Origin of the sequence: Parabacteroides vesiculifaciens (assembly GCF_049860805.1) — a bacterium.
GTDB lineage: Bacteria > Bacteroidota > Bacteroidia > Bacteroidales > Tannerellaceae > Parabacteroides.
In genome coordinates this window covers 5,010,016-5,026,208 of record NZ_CP187555.1, presented here as the reverse complement: position 1 = coordinate 5,026,208, position 16,193 = coordinate 5,010,016, and the positions used below count along the sequence as shown (strand labels likewise).

Genomic DNA, 16,193 nt, shown 5'->3' with positions numbered 1-16,193 from the left:
ACCTATTGCAAGATTCAAAAAAGTCCGTATCTTTGCACCCGTTAAACAAAACAACGGTGCCATAGCTCAGTTGGTAGAGCAAAGGACTGAAAATCCTTGTGTCCCCGGTTCGATTCCTGGTGGCACCACTTTTAAAAAATGCTAATTGCTAATAATTAAGCAATTAGCATTTTTGTTTTATCTCGATTCTCGAAAATTGATGCTACTTTGATACTACACAAAATAAAAGTCTTATTACCCGATTCCAGGAATAAGGCTTTACTTGTAATTGATAAACCCCACAAGCAATGTGGATATACAAATATAGGTATTTTTCCGTTATAAAGCAAATAGTTTATACCAGCCAAATTCTAACCATAAACAATGATATATGCACATGGCATAAGAACGTTATAGCCAACAATACCCTGGAACCATAATCGCTTTTAATAAAATCCAAAGCCAATCTAACAATGTCCATCCCCAAGCTATTAGTTTTATGACTAAAGTTCTTATAAAGTCCTCATTCGTTACTATTATCTCAAAACTTAGTAGAGGTAAGTACATCGAAAATAAACAAGGAATGGAGTGCTAAGGTTATAGAATTAGTAGTATTTTCACGTGTGCAAATAGAAGCCGTATATGCAAATAGGGAAGGGCTATATTCTTTATATAAAGAGGTGCTAGAAGAACTTTTAGTATTATTATACAATGAGTTAGAAAATGAAAGCAAAATTGCTGAAATAGAAATTCTTAAAAAATATCAAGTAGAAACGATATTAAATCACTATAGCGATATGGGAAAACAAAAAAATTATCTATCTTTATAGGTGCCAATTAACATTTTTAGATTATGTTCAAATGGTTTAAGAAGAAAGAAACAGAGTTTAAAAGAGAAAAGCAGCGTATTATTGTTAGATGTGGCATAACTCCAACATATATAGAAAAACTGAACGCAAACGAAGTCTTTGTGTTTGGCAGTAACTTACAAGGTATACACGGTGGCGGTGCTGCACGAATAGCAAGAGAATGTTTTGGTGCAATCGTGGGGCAAGGAGTAGGGTTGCAAGGACAATCTTATGCTATACCGACCATGCAAGGTGGAGTGAAAACGATAATGCCATATACAGATGAATTTATAGAATTTACTAAGGCTCACACCGACCTACATTTCTTGGTTACAAGAATAGGTTGCGGCATTGCAGGTTTTTGTGATGAAGAGGTTGCACCTCTGTTTCAGGAAGCTATTGGTTTGGCTAACGTGAGTTTGCCAAAAGAGTTTATTGAAATTCTAACAGAACAATAGCTATTCTTATGATTAAAGTTCTCATAAAGTCCTCGCTCGTTATAACTTTTTTATCTTCTATGGTGTTGTTGTTCGCATTGCCAACATGATACATTCTCCAACAAGGGCTATTTCTGCTAACAAATAATGTTGAGTATTGTTCCATCTTATACTGTGCCCTGCAATCTCTGCAGTGCGTAAAAAATTACTGCGAACATGTGTGTCGTTAAAGTATGTTGCAGGACCTACAGCGAATGCTGTTCCGGATGGGCTGAGGTTGAATAATATAGGACCGGCATCAATATCAAAGCCCCACCAGCATGAATGATCGTGGTATTCTTGTATACCGGAAAACAAACCGGATTGCAAGAAATGAGATTTAAACTTATCATACTGTTCTCTTGCGAATACTGAATCTATCTGTGTGAGATAGTGACAGTTCAGTGCAGAATATGACCCTTTCACGGGTGCCGCCTTAAATTGTGTACCATCCTCTTTCAAGAATGAGACAAGCAAGCCTGTTTCTTTGTCGAGCCATTTTGATTTGGCTTTTTTTATCCATCGCTGTACAGTTGAAGCATACTTGCCCTTGTTTAATGCCGAGTAGTTATTCAGTGCCACAATTGCGACAAGCATATCAGGCACATATATACATTCGCTTGGATAGGTTGGTAAATTTAGGCTTTTGCTTCGAAGAAGCCGACGATTCATAGTTTTGCAAAGATCGTTAAGTAAGTGATCGTATTTATTATTTCCTCCGGTCATCTTATACTCGCTTATCATCCATGCAAGATGACTGATGTATGAAATATGACTTCTATTGCCATCCAATGTTTCCAAAGGATCTTCTCCCCAACGTTCAGTATCGTATTTTCTCAATTCAGGGGAAAGCACTATGTTGATAAGGCTGTCCATGTTTGCTATATTCTCCATTTTTGTTTCGGGATAAAGCCTTGCCAAATTGGATAATGCTGCCGTTAGCATCGAACAGGAATATAATGCCCACTCGCCTTGAAATTGTGTCCCGATAGCTTCTGGCATTTCATTCAATAGTGCATGGGGTGAGGTCACGACACGACCGACCAGAAAATTCCGACGTCGAATGAGTTCCGTTTTTTCTTCTTTCCAAGTACCATGATCCGTACACGACCAATGCACCCATATTATTTTGACTAATATAAATACAGCTATTATCGCAATAATTTTAATTGATTTGTATACCAAATCGATATTGTCTTGTAATAGGTCTAACACATATCCTATTGTATTTTTATGTCTGTAATAAAAATTTTTCACCCGCATATTATGAATTTATAATTTATAAACAGTTAGCCTCGTCTATTTATTAATACTCAAAACCTGATTTCTCTTTCCAAATCCTTGTTTTGTGGCGATATGAGACCGTATAGTTTCACTATTAAGAGGCATAGAAGTAGTGCAAATAGGGACAAGGCTCCTCTATTATTGCTGCTATAATCACAACCAAGCAAAATATACATATCAGCCAACAGGTTATCTTTATTCTCCGTATGCTTCTATCTCTAAATAAATTGAACTTAGTTCTCATCACTCCGACAATTGTTGATCCTTTGGAATACTGTCTTTTATAAGACTTCTCCAAGTGGCTGGACATATGTCACTCTCTTTCCTGATTTCCCAAAATTCCCAAAAAGAAGAATCGTAAGAAGTGAGTAAAAGTACTACTCTTAGCGAGTCATTCTCAAATTCAAAATACTTGTTTGCTTGCGAACCTTCAATTTGATAGATACTTTCTGTCTCTGTAAAATAGGGTAAGGCGGATAAATCACTCCCTTGCTTATACATCGAAAAACGATGGATGCCTGATTTTAATAAATCAAGTCGTCCGATCCATTGCGAATCAGCCGATAGATAAGTTCCTATCGGGATATCGATATCTTCCTGTAACGAAGGGTGCAGGCTTTTTATCTCTTCTTTGATATATTGTTCTCTTAGTTTTTTTTCTTCTTCGGATTTATACATAATATAAATCATTTTGCCATCATCAAAACTGCTTTCAACAAAGTAATTATGCAAAAAAAAACCTCTCCAACCCCGCTCGTCCCAATCTTCAATGGTTGTTTCAGATAATACTTTGCGGATAGAATCATCGAATATGATTTTTCCATATCGGACAAATTCAGCCGAGTCTTTGATGGGTGGTAGAGGGTATGGACGTTCAATCGGATATTCAAATAGATTGGCGATAACCGGCAAATTTCCCTTTTTACCTTCTTCAATAAAAGTGAGAATGGTTGCTGTATCCTTCTTCCCTGAAAATGATGACTCGTTTGAAACGTCTTCCTTGTTTCCACTATAGCCTTTTGTTAAATGGTAAAAACTGGCTAATAGTAACAGACCCAATATATAGGCTGTTGTTTTCTTGTGTTGATAATAAAATTTTATCAATCCCATGCTAACTTGTAATTAAGAGCTTGTATATCTTCTAATATAACCTTAAACCTACTTCATTTTTATTCTTCTTATGCTCTTTACCAATAGGTCTTATTGTTCCGATAAGAAGTCTCAATATAATAGCTGGCGCTGTAATTTCCTCCTGATAAATTTTCGCTTCCAGCAAAAGGGCTGACATTTGTGGCATTCACAGATGCTGCTATTCTATAATGCCCATTGACCAATGTTATCGACTGTGTCCTAAATGGATTTATAGTTAGCCTTTTACTTTCTGGTCCACTATATAAAAGAGTTAGTACATAGGATGTTCTGTTTTCCGCTGTAATAGTAGTTCGAGAACTTTCTTGATCGTTGAACTCTCTATTCATCTTTGGTAATTCTCCATAACTTCCACTAAATATGTTATCAACTTCTAAATCTATTATAATCTTATTAGCTTCATTACTATGTTTACCATCAGGGTATAAAAATAGATATCTTCTAAAAGAAAAAATATCTCCTGCCTTTTTAACTGTTCTCCAAGCATTCTCATCTGTGATCCATTCAAATGATTTCATTTTGACTTGGGCAATACCAATATATTTTTCTTTGTATTTCCCGTAAAATATGGGACTTTCATATTTTTCAATATAAAGACTTAATGAATCGATATCACCTGATGATTTATTTAGCCCATCTTGATATATGTCTTTAATAAGAGTTTCACAACTATCCAAGTAGTTCGATTTTGGATTTTGAGTAATAAAGTCTTGTAACAATAAGATCGGCTCTTGCTGTTCTTTTCTTAATTGCTTTTGCAGGTCAACGTACAGAATACTATCTTTCATCTCTATTATCCGACTCTTTGCTGATTCTACAAAATCATGACTGCCAGAGTAGCGTAAGTTACTTGCATATCGCTTAACAAACATTTGATAGTCTTTAATAGTACTGCATTGATATAACTCGTGTTCATACAATGTAGACATATTTATACGACAAGAATCCTTATACTTTGTCTCTAAATCATTGTATTTGTCAAGAAAACGTTGATACTCTTCAAGCGTGTTTGTCGACTTTACATGATTGAATGATTGGATAATTTGCATTTCTCTCTTTATATAAATGCATACAGGAAACAACGCTCCTATTAATATAAAGACTGCTATTATATTCTTTTTAATATTCATAAATGTCTTATCTATGTTGTTAAAGCTATATTTTATTCGTGTCTGTTAAGCAAAGTTAAAAATGTAAGATATTAACGTAATTACAATATGCAAGATTAAACAGGTGATAATTGCATAAGCACATGTAGATATAATATGCCATAATCCACCCATTTTCCGTTCAGCCTTTCTGTTAAAACTCTCAACTCCATTTAAAACACTTTTTGTATTTTCTGTATGAATGTTTGAAATTTCATCAGCAGAACAAATGATAGATTCTATTTTACAAATATCCTGAAAATTACATTGTTGACAATCTTCTGCTTGAGGATATGATATTTGTTTTCTACATTTCATATTTTTGATATTTAAAAAATTATTCCAAGTTTTAACTTCGCTTGTTCTTTGATATTTAATAGCTGTTGATAATTTGTCTTATTTTTTGTGATATTTTGATATATTTCTGTTGCAATTCTCTTTTGATTAATCTCTGTGAATCGATCTGGATGGCATTTTACCTTTAAAGAATTATATAATTTTTTTGATAGAAATAAGTTGTTCATAATCTCATTCATATCGATTTCTTGATTTTTAGATAAAACTATATTTTTATGAAAAGAGATATCCTCATAATTCTTGTGTTTTTTTCTCTTAAAATAATTTAATATCTTCCACATGATAAAGCTCCTCCAATGTTTGAAAATTTTTTTAATTCCCATTTTAAGCCCTTTTTCCCCATTGAATCATGAACTTCTAATGTATCCCATCCTAAAGCGATTAGATGTCTTACTAATTTTTCATTATATAATATAGCTAACCCTATCTGCATTTGTTCTTCCCGAGTAAGTTCCACTCCGGAAAGAGCCTTTATTCTAAATCCTCCAGAAAGAAATTTCGAAAATTGATGCCTATAGTTTATTTCACCCACAGATGTTCTTGCTTCTATTAGAGTAGAGGTTATACCTGATACATAGGCTTTTTTTGCAGCCATATTAAAAGTCGATAGTAATATTCGTCTTTCCCTTGTGTTAGAGAACCAATCGGCAATTCGCTCCCAGACGTTTTGAATCATAAAAATAATCATATCCTCCCGCGTTCCCTTTCGTTCGGCTATTTATAAAAAAGCGTGGGAACCATCTCTATTACTGCATTTGAGGCTCTGGACTGCCCACCCAACAATAATAGAAAATGGTCCCACGCTTTATGTCTGTATATAAAAGTAGATATATAACAAAACATAAGCGCAGGAGTCATTTATCCATTATCTTGTTGGGTTGAAATTGTCCAGATTTCAAATGCAAGATAATATCGAAACGCTTCTACGTTATTTCCAATACGCTGCAAAGGTAAAGCATTAATATTATCTTTGCAATGCAAGATCTTATATTTTATTGTTTTAATTGCTTGTGGTGGCTTTTGTAAAGAAGATCGTATTTGCATACATGAAAAATTTTCGGTGTAACGATAAGCAGTAGGGATTCCAGTAGAAACAGGTAGTCTCAGCCCCAAAGGGTACGGTTCCTGCCATCTGTCGCCGTCCGCTTGCAAATAACTGCCCTGTTGTTTTTTAATTATGTTTGTCGTCTTTCCGTCATTTGCCCAAGTCTACATCTCCACATGAATCCCGATTTTGTCTAATGCCCTCTTTCTTCTACATGATTTCGAGTTATAGAAAAGGTATTTTAGGCACTTGTATATTTTAGTTGTCCGCCTATTTTTGATGTGGCTAAAACTACATTTATATTGATCATGGAGCCAGTTTATAGGTATTAGTCTGTGTAAAATAAAAAACAATGACATACTCGACATATCCTAAAATGTAATAGCCAACTTTAGATAAGTTTCATGTAAGACTCGTATATACCCACCTTCCATGAGCCTCCCCCGTTCTTTACCCGTTTTTGGGGGGATTACCTCCTTTTTAAGTTGTTTTCTCTATATGTGAACGTAAAAATAATGAAAAATAAATACATTTCGACCATCTGAAAAGAACTTGAAAAAATACCATTTCTATCACTTCTATAAGTTACTATCATAGCCTGTCGACTGATTTTTTATGTCCAAAACGGTCGAAAGGGGTGCTCATAACAACGAATTTTCCTTGATCGTATTCCTAAAACTTTATATGAATGGATTTCAAGCAAATACAGGTTAAAGTTGTTTCTATAGATGTAGTTCTATTAAATGGAATCTTAGTTATACGAAAAAGATCGTGCAGTAAAAAGGCGATAAGATTTGGTAGCGTTGGAAGTAACTGACGGTTCAAAAAGATAAAGATACTGGCAGTTTCGGTACCCAGAGAGGTGCGGGCTCGATCGCCCGCCTGTTCCCTCTGTGGCCGAATGTTTCTGCTTCCTTTTTCGCGATTACCAACCTTCAGTATCAGAACCGATCTCCATCTCCAGTCTTAGGTGTTTTCCCTTTGCTTTGGATGATTTTAAGCGCATATATCGAATCTTCTTTCAATTTCAGATAAATCCTACAGCTTTGATATGGCTTAAAAATGCCTTATATGAGGGATAGAAAATAACATTGTTTACATACTCTCATATATCAAAATTTGATTATAAGTTTACCTTATTATTAAAGAATGCCACATTCCAATGTGATACGATCTCTGATCTTGCAATCAAGTTCTTCCATCAGTGGAGATCTTTTGTTTATAGAAAAATCCTCATTGAGCTTATTTAGCATTCTGTTAAATCGGCTCCTGTTCTGGGTGTCTAACTGCTCTATTAAAAACATCTTTGTTTCTTTTATAAACTTTTCAGACGAAGACGAGAGTGAAGACGAGTATAAGAAGGCATTGAGTAGATACTCCATTGCCTTCTTTGCTGTATTTATAGAGATGGTAGGATCAATGATCAGGACATTCCTTTTTTTGATATCAAAATATTTCTTTCCCCATAACTGAATAATATACCGGTAAAAATGGGGGACCGATAAAGTCTCACCTGTTATGTCTTTCCAGTTCAACTGTGTAGATAAGGAATTAAGCCATCTGCTCTCGAACCTTAACAAACAACTTTCTGCGCCTTCTTTACCTTGTAGCTCCTTCCCTTTGTCGTAAAAGGCACAAGTATGACTTTTTGATATATAATAAAGTGTAGTTCCCTTATATAATTCTCTCTTATGCCGTGAATAGTTACCTAAGAATGGCAAATACTTTTTGGTATTATGATACATCTCAAAATCCGCTGCTGTATCTATACGTGTAACATGGGCTGAGTTTATATCCAACCGTAAAATACCACTAAGTAAGTCTATAGCTTGTTTAATATCTTCCCTTCCCAATAAATAGAAGTTATTCTTATAATAAAATTTCGCAAGGCTTCCTTCTATGGTAATGGATGAATCATAAACCTTAATTATCAAGTTATCTAATTGATATGACCAGCATTCATAGCGAACCTTTGTATCTTTTTGGAAATCAAATTGGGAGAGGAGAGATTTCTTCTCACTCTCCCAACATCTTAAGCAGAACTTTACGGTATCATACATGCTTGCCTCCTTTCTTTTCCAGTGTAAGCGTCTCCGCGATCCCCTCTTTTCCCCTTATAAAAGAGTCTCTACCTTTGTCTTAAAAAAATGGAAAGAAGAAGTATTCAAGAGTATGCAGAAGAGTATAAAAATCGTCTAAAAGCAGGCGAAGATTTAGACTTTGTAGCTTATTGTCGTAGCTATGGCTTGCGTGTGGATAGCGTTCGTCAATGGATGCGCCGCCATGGCATGGATCCCAAGGCCATTCAACTGGGAATAGTATTGGAACGCTACCATTGTAAGCAGTTGGAAGATCAGGCCGTCTGCCAGAGTGTAGCAGGAGAAATGATCCCGCTTCAATTCACAGGGCGTGAAAAAGTAAAAGAGACCCGCTTAGTGGATGCAGAGAAACTGCTTAAAGGGATTCATATCACATTCCCCGACGGGGGAATCATCCAGATAAAAGAATGCGTTGCCGAAACATTGTGCCATTTTATCCACCTCTATTACGGAAGAAAGGAGGACACATGTTCGCGCTGACCGAGTCGTTAAATTACTATTTATGTCCCCGCTATGTAAACATGTGTTCAGGGATCAATGCCTTGTCCGTGATTGTCCGGAACGATCTCAAGCGTAACCCCGTATCGGGTGAAGTATTCTTGTTCGTTAACAAATCCCGTACAATAATCAAGCTCCTGCACTGGGAAAAAGGCGGTTTTGTCCTTTATCAGAAACGTCTGGAAGAGGGGACGTTTGAAATACCTTGTTTTGACCCCGGCAGTGGCCGTTATCAGATGAGGTGGGAAAGTTTCTTTTTGATGATGGAGGGGGTGAGCCTGAAAAGCGCACGGTTCCGCAAACGCTTCAAGGGACCTGTCTAATGGCGTCCTTTATATCACATATATCTATGCCACAGTTATTTACAAGTAAAATAATTGTGGCATAATTATTTAATTCCATTCCCTTTTCATATCTTTGCGGCATGACAGGGAAACAGAGGACAAACATACTGCAGGATACCATTACTTTCCTCAGGGATCAACTTTTGGCTGCCGGCAGGCGGGAAGAAGAGTTACTTCGGCAAGTGGAGTCCCTGACATCCCGTGTGAGCGAACTTCAGGCAACCCTCCAGTCCTTAACCTCCTCTTTTCAGGAAAGCAAAGCAGACGCCAACAGGCTGAAAAACCAGAAACGCGCATTAGGCAAACTGCTGGAAAACAAGTCCGAAAAGATAAACCGCAAGCAAGAGGAAAAAGAGGAGGCAAAGAATATCCCGGAGGAACCGAAGTTCGATCCCAAAAGCCGCGGCAATAATGGGGTGAAACGTAAAGAGTATTTCAATGTGGAAACCCGTTTGCACGAGATCTATCCTTGCGATCCGGACTTCGACCCTCTTAAAGCCAGAATAATCAGTCACACTGATTCCATCCGTTACTCTTACCACCCGGGTTGGTTTGAGAAACATATCTATCGGCAGTACAACTGTGTGCAAGGCGATAACATATACAACGGCAAATCCCCCAAAGCTCCCCTGCAAAACTCTTCCTATGATGGCAGTTTCCTTAGCGGCATATTGCAATTGCGCTATATCTATTCCCTGCCGGTGGAAAGGATCGTCAAGTTGTTCAACGAGCAGGGCATAGCCCTTTGCAAACAAACGGCCCATGGGTTGATTGCGAAATCAGCCGGTTTGTTGGAGCGTATGTACGAAGTGCTGAAAAAGTCCATACTGGAAGATTCCTATCTGTCAATGGATGAGACTTATTACAAAGTGCTTGTCAATGAAAAGAATGAATCGGGCAAGAAAGTCCGTAAAGGATATCTCTGGGGCATGTATGCCAACCATACGGAATTAATCGCTTTTATTTATGAAAACGGCTCCCGCTCTAAAAGCATAGCCGAAAAGCTGCTTACTGATTATAAAGGGGCTTTACAGACAGACGGATATGCCGCTTACGCCGACTTTAGGAAAGAAGAATATCCTGACATCATCCCCCTGGCATGTTTCCAGCATTGTAAAAGGAAGTTCCTGGATATGAAGGAGGATAGGCAAGCGCAGGAAGTAGTCGATATTGTCAATGAATTATATCAGAATGAACATCTTATCCCGCCCGATTGGGAACCAAAACAGATACTGGCCTGGCGCAAAAAATACGCACCTCCTATCCTCGGACGCTTAAAGGCCAAATTGGAAAGTATACAATCCGATCCGCAAACTTTGCCCAAGTCGCTTATGGGGGAAGCGGTTCGCTATACCCTCAACCTGTATGATGTTTTATGCAATTATATAAAATCAGCGGACTACCAATTAGACAACAACCGCATTGAACGGATAAACCGTTACATCAGCCTGAGCCGCCGCAACTCACTTTTCGCCGGTAGCCATGCCGGGGCACAGAGAATGGCTCTTTTTTATTCTCTGGCTTGTTCGGCCAGACTTCACAATCTTAATACTTTTGATTATTTCACGGACTTGTTCAACAGGTTGGCCGATATACAGCCAACAGCACAGGATTCGGTCTTTAGAAATTTACTACCGGATAAATGGATCCCTTGTCATTGAATAACTAATATACAGGAGGGGATCGCGGAGACGCTTACTTTCCAGTACATTCTGAATATCAGATATTGAGTAATATAGCTGTTTCACCTGATTTTACTGTTCTTGTTTTGCGGATGAAGAACAGCACGTTGAAAGTCTGTCGTTTCATACTCTAAAAATTAATGTTTAAAGTTACTGAATCGTGCAGAATAGCAAGAATTAAACAATAAAACAATCAGCGACTTACGGTACAATTCGTGGACACTTTTTTCGAGACTAAAATTGTCCACGATTTAGCACTACGGAAGTGCGTAATTCTGCTCAAAATATGCGGATTAGGGGAAAAAGAAAATCCCTAAAATGTTTTATTTTCAGGGATTTACCAAATTTGAAGTCTTTTAAAAGTGGTGCCACCAGGAATCGAACCGGGGACACAAGGATTTTCAGTCCTTTGCTCTACCAACTGAGCTATGGCACCATTGTTTTGTTTAACGGGTGCAAAGGTAAACATTATTTATTACACTCCAAATGTTTCAATGGGAAATATTCAAAGAAAATGTATTTTAAGGAAAGGACAGAAAAAAATCACGTTACACATGAAAAAAAACAGCAAAACTATTTGCAGTTTAAAATTTAGTTGTACCTTTGCAGCCGTAATCAAAAACGGGATGTAGCACAGTTGGCTAGCGCGCCACGTTCGGGACGTGGAGGTCGGAAGTTCGAGTCTTCTCATCCCGACTACAAAAGAGGATATATCGAAAGATATGTCCTCTTTCCTTTTTTATACATACAGACAGAATTTGTATATTTACTCTCCCATTTATAAAACAGACAGCATATGAAAATTACACAACCCCGTTTGGCCAACACTCTTCATGAGAACACGGACATACAAACTGCGTTAGAAAAAAACGATGAAGATCTAACCGAGTACTCATTCAAAAGCCTGCGGATAGAAGGGCTGAGGAAGAATAATCTTTCTGTACAATCCTGTGTTTTTACCAACTGCAGCTTTGGAACGTGCAGCATACGGAAATCCCAATTCAGCGATGTAGTTTTCAAAAACTGCGACCTCTCGAATGTAGACCTTACAGGCTGCGGCTTTCACCGGGTTGAGTTTACCGGCTGCAAATTGATGGGGGCTAATATGGCAGACGGGATATTCAACCATATTACATTTGAAGAATGCCGGGGAGAATATATGAATCTTTCGATGAGTAAAATGCGATATATACAATTTACCCGGTCCAACCTGCAGGGAGCCGGGATAGAAGGTTGCCAGCTGATGAACGTGTCATTCGACGCCTGTAACCTGATGGAAGCGGAGTTTTACCGCACTCCCCTGAAAGGCATCGACCTGTCTAACTCCGAAATATCCGGCATCCGCATTACGAACCTTACCAATAACGAATTGCGGGGATCTTCCGTTTCCTCCTTACAGGCGCTGGAACTGGTACGGATGCTGGGAGTAGAGATTAAAGGCTGAGCATCTTATCCGGCATAGTCAGGATGGCGATGCAACCAAGTGACCGCATAACTGCAGGTCGCCAACGGTTTCATGCCGTTCTCGATCGCATAATCATAAGCGTACTTTACTAAAGCGGCAGCAATTCCCCGCCCTTCGATAGCAGGGGGAACAATCGTGTGGATAATATCCAGTTTATCCCCCGACAAACGATACTGAACAAAAGCCGTTACGCCGTCCACCTGCGTTTCAAAACGCATCTTATCCGGATAATGAGTAATAATGTAATCCATATTCTTAATTATTTACAGGTTCAAATTCTAATAACAAAGCATCCTTTTTTTCCTCTTCCGGAACGGGTTTCTCTGAAGCAGCCTTTTTGCCACGGAAGAAGTCCTTCACTTTCGTAAAGAAAGTCATAACGCCTTTGGCAGCATCCTGTTTCTTTTTGGAAACGCCGACCGACTCAATCAACGGCGGTCGCAATATCTGCCACAAATAATTGAAAGTCGAATGATAAGGATCCCTTATTATTGAAACACTCGAGTGACGCGGTTTGTTAAAACCTTTCCTTGTTTTATCCGGATTATCATGTTTTAATATACGGTTGACCAGACTTGTCAGGAACTTCTTATCCGCCAGTTCCCCATCTTTCTCCTTCAACAAAGCGGCTCTCAAATCATTATACAGAAAAAGCATCTCCACGGTAGCCCCTTTGCTGGAGGCCTCCGTACTGAAAGTCATTCCCCGGACCCGTCCGCTCTGGACTTCCGCCGAAGACAAAGGAATCAGCAATTCGTTCAAGGCCGTCAGGTCGAAACTGTCCAGACGGGCATTCAACAGAAAACGGTCGTTCAGCGAATCGACCGGCAACTTCCAGGTAGCAGTAAAAGCCCCTTTCCCCATCAATTTGCCATCGGCATCCAACACGATGTATTGATCAGGACGGGAAACAATATTTGTAAAGCCGGTAAACGTACCGTTCAGATCCGTAAAATACAGTTTCCCGGGCGCCTTCCCCTTCTTCGCCAGTTCTTCGTAAACGACTGAAAAGTTCTTCACGCCCACTCTTTTGAAATCCAGCTTAACCGGAGCTTTCTGAAGTCCGGTGTAGATCATCGGGACGATATGCGGAGGCACCGGTATTTTCTTATTCTTTAAATTCTGCAAGACAGCATCCGATATCTGCACATCGGCTATCCGAAGCACCTTCTCTGAGAAATAAGACGGCAGATCGATGCCTGTCAACGAAACCTGCCCGACACTCACATCAAACCAATCTTTATGATGCGGCTGCAAATAAGCAAACTGCATTTTAGGATAAGGAGACACAAGACGGATGCGATCGATAACCGCACTCGACCGGGTCAAATCCACACTACCCGCCTTTAGCATATAGAAACCGTTATCCAGAGGGAATACCAGGTTACGGGTGGAAAAACGGATATCATCCAATTTATATGTACGAAAGCGGGTATCGACAACCAGCCCTTCTACAAACAGGTTTGTCGTATCTAATTCCTGATGTTGCAAAGAATCGCTTTTTCCATAATAGGCATAACGGATGTTTGCATCCGTCAGACTGAAGCGGCCTAAAGAGATTTGTCCGGCAACTTTACCCAAAGCCGTATACCAATCAGCCGGATCGACCTTCGTTTGATGTGGTAATGTATCGGGATAATGACCGGGATAAATATCCGCCACCGGACTTTCCAGGCGAATCTCGCCCAACTTCAACAAAGTGCTATCCCAGGAAATCCCGTCCAATGCCAAGCATTTAAGCGATACGGACACCCCGCCGCCATCCGGCTTGGACATCCGGATATCCGGCGAATCTACCCCGAACGAAGTCAACCGGATATTCCGGTCCGGCCTTTCCGGTATCCGCTTCAGCCCGCTTATCCGAAGTTCAGGTGAGGAAAACCGGATATATGTCTTTGCCCCCTTTTTAGCCGTATCTTGCGGAAGCAGTTCGATATCCTGCAATTGCAGGACTCCTTTCACAGTCGAGAACTGCCCTTTCCGTACGGACAGGCGATATTCCTTCCCCGGCAAGTAGTTATCAAACTTGCTAAAGCTAAACCCCATATTTCCGTAATCAAAGAACAGCCCGTTCCCCTTCCCCGTTTGCCGGTTCACCAAAATACCGGTTGCAAAAAAATTAAAGTCGTTCAGTTTATAAGTAACCGGATCGGACGCGCTTTTATCATCGACCGTCACATACGCATGGTTAAGGCTCACCCGTTTAACAGAGAGATAACGAAGGAAAGGATTCAGAATCGCTTCCACATCGACGCGGCTATTCGCCGGCATTACCGATTTCGCCTCTTTCTTTTTAAAGGAAGGAGCCACCACATAACGCAGATTCGGACGGTCGATTTTCAGCAACCGGGCACTGATCCCCTTGTCGTACGACAAACCGCGGATTCCGACCGTATCAATGCTTCCCGCCATATAATCGTTCCGCCCGCGAACCGATAAGGGGCATAACCGGATCTGCTCCAGATTGAAATCCCCGCTTTCCGTGTCCAGAGCCATGCGCTTCACCGTAAACCGGTGGTTACGGGCCGTCATCAAACCTTCAATATCTGTTGCTTCGAACGAAAAGTTACGCGAATACCAGAAACCATGCTGCGCTTCCGAAACAGAATCCACCCGGAAACCGTTCGCCCGGAAATCAAAGTTCGCCAGCTTATACACCTCGACCGTATCCTTAACCGCAAAAGAATATTGCAACTTTGCCTGCCCGATCCCGATCGTTCCAATAGAAACCGCATGCAAGACCGGCGAAATCAATTCATAAAGAGACAAGGGACGAATGGGAGAAGAAGCGGGCGACTGACTTTCTCCCGCCAGATTAAAGGCTTGTATATCCGAAGATATAATATCGAACGAACGCGCCGTCAGGTAATTCAGCGCCTTTTCACGACGAAACTCGATTCCTTTCACTTCAATGGCCCTGATCAACGCATTCAGGTAGCTGTCCGGCCGCTGTTTCCGTTCCTTCCACAATTTTCCCTGAGGTGTAAGCGCAATATTGGAGATAGAGATAATAGAATCTTCCGTACTCAGCAAGATCCGATCCGTTTGCAAATGAAAATCGTTATTAGTCAATAGCGTTTGCGGCCGGTTGGTAATGAAATCGAAATTATCGCAATAGAGCAACTTCCCGCTTTCGGACGAATCCTCATCCAAACGGAAGCCATACGCATGGAAACTGACATCGTTCAAGGCATAGACAATCGGGGAAACGGGATTCTCCACGGAATAGGAAACACTGGCGTTCTCCAGGTTCAGCACCCGGACGGTCAGCACATTAATATAAGGAGAGATCACCTCGTACAAAGTCTTGGTCTCCGCCTCTTTTCTCACTTTCACTTCCGCCCGCGTCGAATAGTAAGGGCTAAACACCTGTATATCCGGTTTCCTGATTTCAAACGAATCGAAATGCAACTGCTTGTAACTCCATCGCCAGGTGAGGTTCAACCCTTTAAAGTCGATCATGCCGACTTCCGCCGTCACATAGGTGGACGGCAGGCTGTCCTTTCTTTCCCAATCCCGGAAAACCGCCGGATCGGGATATAGTTTTATTCCTTCCAGTTTCAGTTCGCCTTTGAAGAAGCTGATGGAAAGGTTATCGAAAGAAAGCGTGTAAAAACCATCCGTAGCCTCGGCCGTCCGGTGAATCAGTTCCTTCCGTAGATATCGTTCGAGGCGTTTGGTCAGGTGAAGATTGAGCAGGAATATAGCGGCGGTCAGCACGACTGCGATCCCCAACGTATATCCTATGACTTTCTTTGTCTTCCCCATAAGACTTAAATAAGATTACAACTTAACTCTATCCATATAAAATCAACAAAA

At 40.0% G+C, this 16,193-nt stretch carries 15 protein-coding genes and 3 tRNA genes; 8 read left to right on the top strand and 10 right to left on the bottom strand.

The features are described 5' to 3' along the window. The first annotated feature begins 55 nt into the window (after positions 1-55). The 3 genes from ACPYIV_RS20200 (at position 56) to ACPYIV_RS20190 (ending at position 1,285) form a co-directional block, all read left to right on the top strand. A tRNA-Phe gene (locus ACPYIV_RS20200) sits at positions 56-128 on the top strand. A 474-nt stretch (positions 129-602) separates the two neighbouring features. Continuing rightward, positions 603-809: a hypothetical protein gene (locus tag ACPYIV_RS20195; protein ID WP_425884821.1), complete on the top strand. Its 207-nt coding sequence runs from the start codon at positions 603-605 to the stop codon at positions 807-809. A 23-nt stretch (positions 810-832) separates the two neighbouring features. After that, positions 833-1,285, top strand: coding sequence for an A1S_2505 family phage non-structural protein (locus ACPYIV_RS20190; RefSeq protein WP_302324033.1), 453 nt, complete (start codon positions 833-835; stop codon positions 1,283-1,285). A gap of 57 nt (positions 1,286-1,342) precedes the next feature. Here ACPYIV_RS20190 and ACPYIV_RS20185 read toward each other — a convergent pair whose 3' ends face one another. The 7 genes from ACPYIV_RS20185 to ACPYIV_RS20155 form a co-directional block, all read right to left on the bottom strand. Then, on the bottom strand, positions 1,343-2,566 hold the full coding sequence (locus ACPYIV_RS20185) for a hypothetical protein (protein ID WP_425884819.1): 1,224 nt from the start codon (positions 2,564-2,566) through the stop codon (positions 1,343-1,345). A gap of 264 nt (positions 2,567-2,830) precedes the next feature. Further along, a complete protein-coding gene (locus tag ACPYIV_RS20180; protein ID WP_425884817.1) occupies positions 2,831-3,697 on the bottom strand; it encodes a hypothetical protein in 867 nt (288 codons plus the stop codon). Positions 3,698-3,774: 77 nt separating this feature from the next. After that, positions 3,775-4,866, bottom strand: coding sequence for a hypothetical protein (locus ACPYIV_RS20175; RefSeq protein WP_425884815.1), 1,092 nt, complete (start codon positions 4,864-4,866; stop codon positions 3,775-3,777). A gap of 45 nt (positions 4,867-4,911) precedes the next feature. After that, positions 4,912-5,202: a hypothetical protein gene (locus ACPYIV_RS20170; protein WP_425884813.1), complete on the bottom strand. Its 291-nt coding sequence runs from the start codon at positions 5,200-5,202 to the stop codon at positions 4,912-4,914. 11 nt (positions 5,203-5,213) lie between these two features. Beyond that, entirely contained in the window at positions 5,214-5,564 is a 351-nt protein-coding gene (locus tag ACPYIV_RS20165) for a hypothetical protein (RefSeq protein ID WP_425884811.1), read from the bottom strand. Continuing rightward, complete coding sequence (locus ACPYIV_RS20160) at positions 5,507-5,836, bottom strand: hypothetical protein (RefSeq protein WP_425884809.1); 330 nt, start codon at positions 5,834-5,836, stop codon at positions 5,507-5,509. The genes ACPYIV_RS20165 and ACPYIV_RS20160 overlap by 58 nt, the downstream gene beginning before the upstream one ends. Before the next feature lie 1,592 nt (positions 5,837-7,428). Then, positions 7,429-8,346 (bottom strand): phage/plasmid replication domain-containing protein, encoded by a 918-nt coding sequence (locus ACPYIV_RS20155; RefSeq protein ID WP_425884807.1) that lies wholly within the window; start codon positions 8,344-8,346, stop codon positions 7,429-7,431. Positions 8,347-8,433: 87 nt separating this feature from the next. On the opposite strand from ACPYIV_RS20155, the gene ACPYIV_RS20150 reads away from it, so the two are divergent. The 3 genes from ACPYIV_RS20150 (at position 8,434) to tnpC (ending at position 10,888) form a co-directional block, all read left to right on the top strand. Continuing rightward, entirely contained in the window at positions 8,434-8,865 is a 432-nt protein-coding gene (locus ACPYIV_RS20150; RefSeq protein WP_425884137.1) for a hypothetical protein, read from the top strand. Beyond that, positions 8,853-9,206: an IS66 family insertion sequence element accessory protein TnpB gene (tnpB, locus tag ACPYIV_RS20145; protein WP_301425755.1), complete on the top strand. Its 354-nt coding sequence runs from the start codon at positions 8,853-8,855 to the stop codon at positions 9,204-9,206. The genes ACPYIV_RS20150 and tnpB overlap by 13 nt, the downstream gene beginning before the upstream one ends. 101 nt (positions 9,207-9,307) lie before the next feature. Further along, on the top strand, positions 9,308-10,888 hold the full coding sequence (gene tnpC, locus ACPYIV_RS20140; protein WP_425884139.1) for an IS66 family transposase: 1,581 nt from the start codon (positions 9,308-9,310) through the stop codon (positions 10,886-10,888). Positions 10,889-11,272: 384 nt separating this feature from the next. Here tnpC and ACPYIV_RS20135 read toward each other — a convergent pair. After that, positions 11,273-11,345, bottom strand: a tRNA-Phe gene (locus ACPYIV_RS20135). Positions 11,346-11,531: 186 nt separating this feature from the next. Here ACPYIV_RS20135 and ACPYIV_RS20130 point away from each other — a divergent pair. Both ACPYIV_RS20130 and ACPYIV_RS20125 read left to right on the top strand, forming a co-directional pair. Beyond that, positions 11,532-11,605, top strand: a tRNA-Pro gene (locus ACPYIV_RS20130). Positions 11,606-11,705: 100 nt separating this feature from the next. Further along, positions 11,706-12,353, top strand: coding sequence for a pentapeptide repeat-containing protein (locus ACPYIV_RS20125; RefSeq protein ID WP_301704916.1), 648 nt, complete (start codon positions 11,706-11,708; stop codon positions 12,351-12,353). Between the two features lie 5 nt (positions 12,354-12,358). On the opposite strand, the gene ACPYIV_RS20120 is transcribed toward ACPYIV_RS20125, so the two are convergent. Together ACPYIV_RS20120 and ACPYIV_RS20115 are read right to left on the bottom strand one after the other, a co-directional pair. Next, positions 12,359-12,625 carry a GNAT family N-acetyltransferase gene (locus ACPYIV_RS20120; RefSeq protein WP_293732745.1) on the bottom strand — a complete coding sequence of 89 codons (267 nt, stop codon included), beginning with the start codon at positions 12,623-12,625 and terminating at the stop codon, positions 12,359-12,361. Between the two features lie 4 nt (positions 12,626-12,629). Beyond that, a complete protein-coding gene (locus ACPYIV_RS20115; protein WP_425884805.1) occupies positions 12,630-16,142 on the bottom strand; it encodes a hypothetical protein in 3,513 nt (1,170 codons plus the stop codon). Between the last annotated feature and the right edge of the window lie 51 nt (positions 16,143-16,193).

Bases quoted from the DNA above. Each gene is read 5' to 3' on its own strand.
- ACPYIV_RS20190 (WP_302324033.1), top strand. From the start codon at position 833: ATGTTCAAATGGTTTAAGAAGAAAGAAACAGAGTTTAAAAGAGAAAAG.
- ACPYIV_RS20185 (WP_425884819.1), bottom strand. From the start codon at position 2,566: ATGCGGGTGAAAAATTTTTATTACAGACATAAAAATACAATAGGATAT.
- ACPYIV_RS20180 (WP_425884817.1), bottom strand. From the start codon at position 3,697: ATGGGATTGATAAAATTTTATTATCAACACAAGAAAACAACAGCCTAT.
- ACPYIV_RS20175 (WP_425884815.1), bottom strand. From the start codon at position 4,866: ATGAATATTAAAAAGAATATAATAGCAGTCTTTATATTAATAGGAGCG.
- ACPYIV_RS20170 (WP_425884813.1), bottom strand. From the start codon at position 5,202: ATGAAATGTAGAAAACAAATATCATATCCTCAAGCAGAAGATTGTCAA.
- ACPYIV_RS20165 (WP_425884811.1), bottom strand. From the start codon at position 5,564: ATGGGAATTAAAAAAATTTTCAAACATTGGAGGAGCTTTATCATGTGG.
- ACPYIV_RS20160 (WP_425884809.1), bottom strand. From the start codon at position 5,836: ATGGCTGCAAAAAAAGCCTATGTATCAGGTATAACCTCTACTCTAATA.
- ACPYIV_RS20155 (WP_425884807.1), bottom strand. From the start codon at position 8,346: ATGTATGATACCGTAAAGTTCTGCTTAAGATGTTGGGAGAGTGAGAAG.
- ACPYIV_RS20150 (WP_425884137.1), top strand. From the start codon at position 8,434: ATGGAAAGAAGAAGTATTCAAGAGTATGCAGAAGAGTATAAAAATCGT.
- tnpB (WP_301425755.1), top strand. From the start codon at position 8,853: ATGTTCGCGCTGACCGAGTCGTTAAATTACTATTTATGTCCCCGCTAT.
- tnpC (WP_425884139.1), top strand. From the start codon at position 9,308: ATGACAGGGAAACAGAGGACAAACATACTGCAGGATACCATTACTTTC.
- ACPYIV_RS20125 (WP_301704916.1), top strand. From the start codon at position 11,706: ATGAAAATTACACAACCCCGTTTGGCCAACACTCTTCATGAGAACACG.
- ACPYIV_RS20120 (WP_293732745.1), bottom strand. From the start codon at position 12,625: ATGGATTACATTATTACTCATTATCCGGATAAGATGCGTTTTGAAACG.
- ACPYIV_RS20115 (WP_425884805.1), bottom strand. From the start codon at position 16,142: ATGGGGAAGACAAAGAAAGTCATAGGATATACGTTGGGGATCGCAGTC.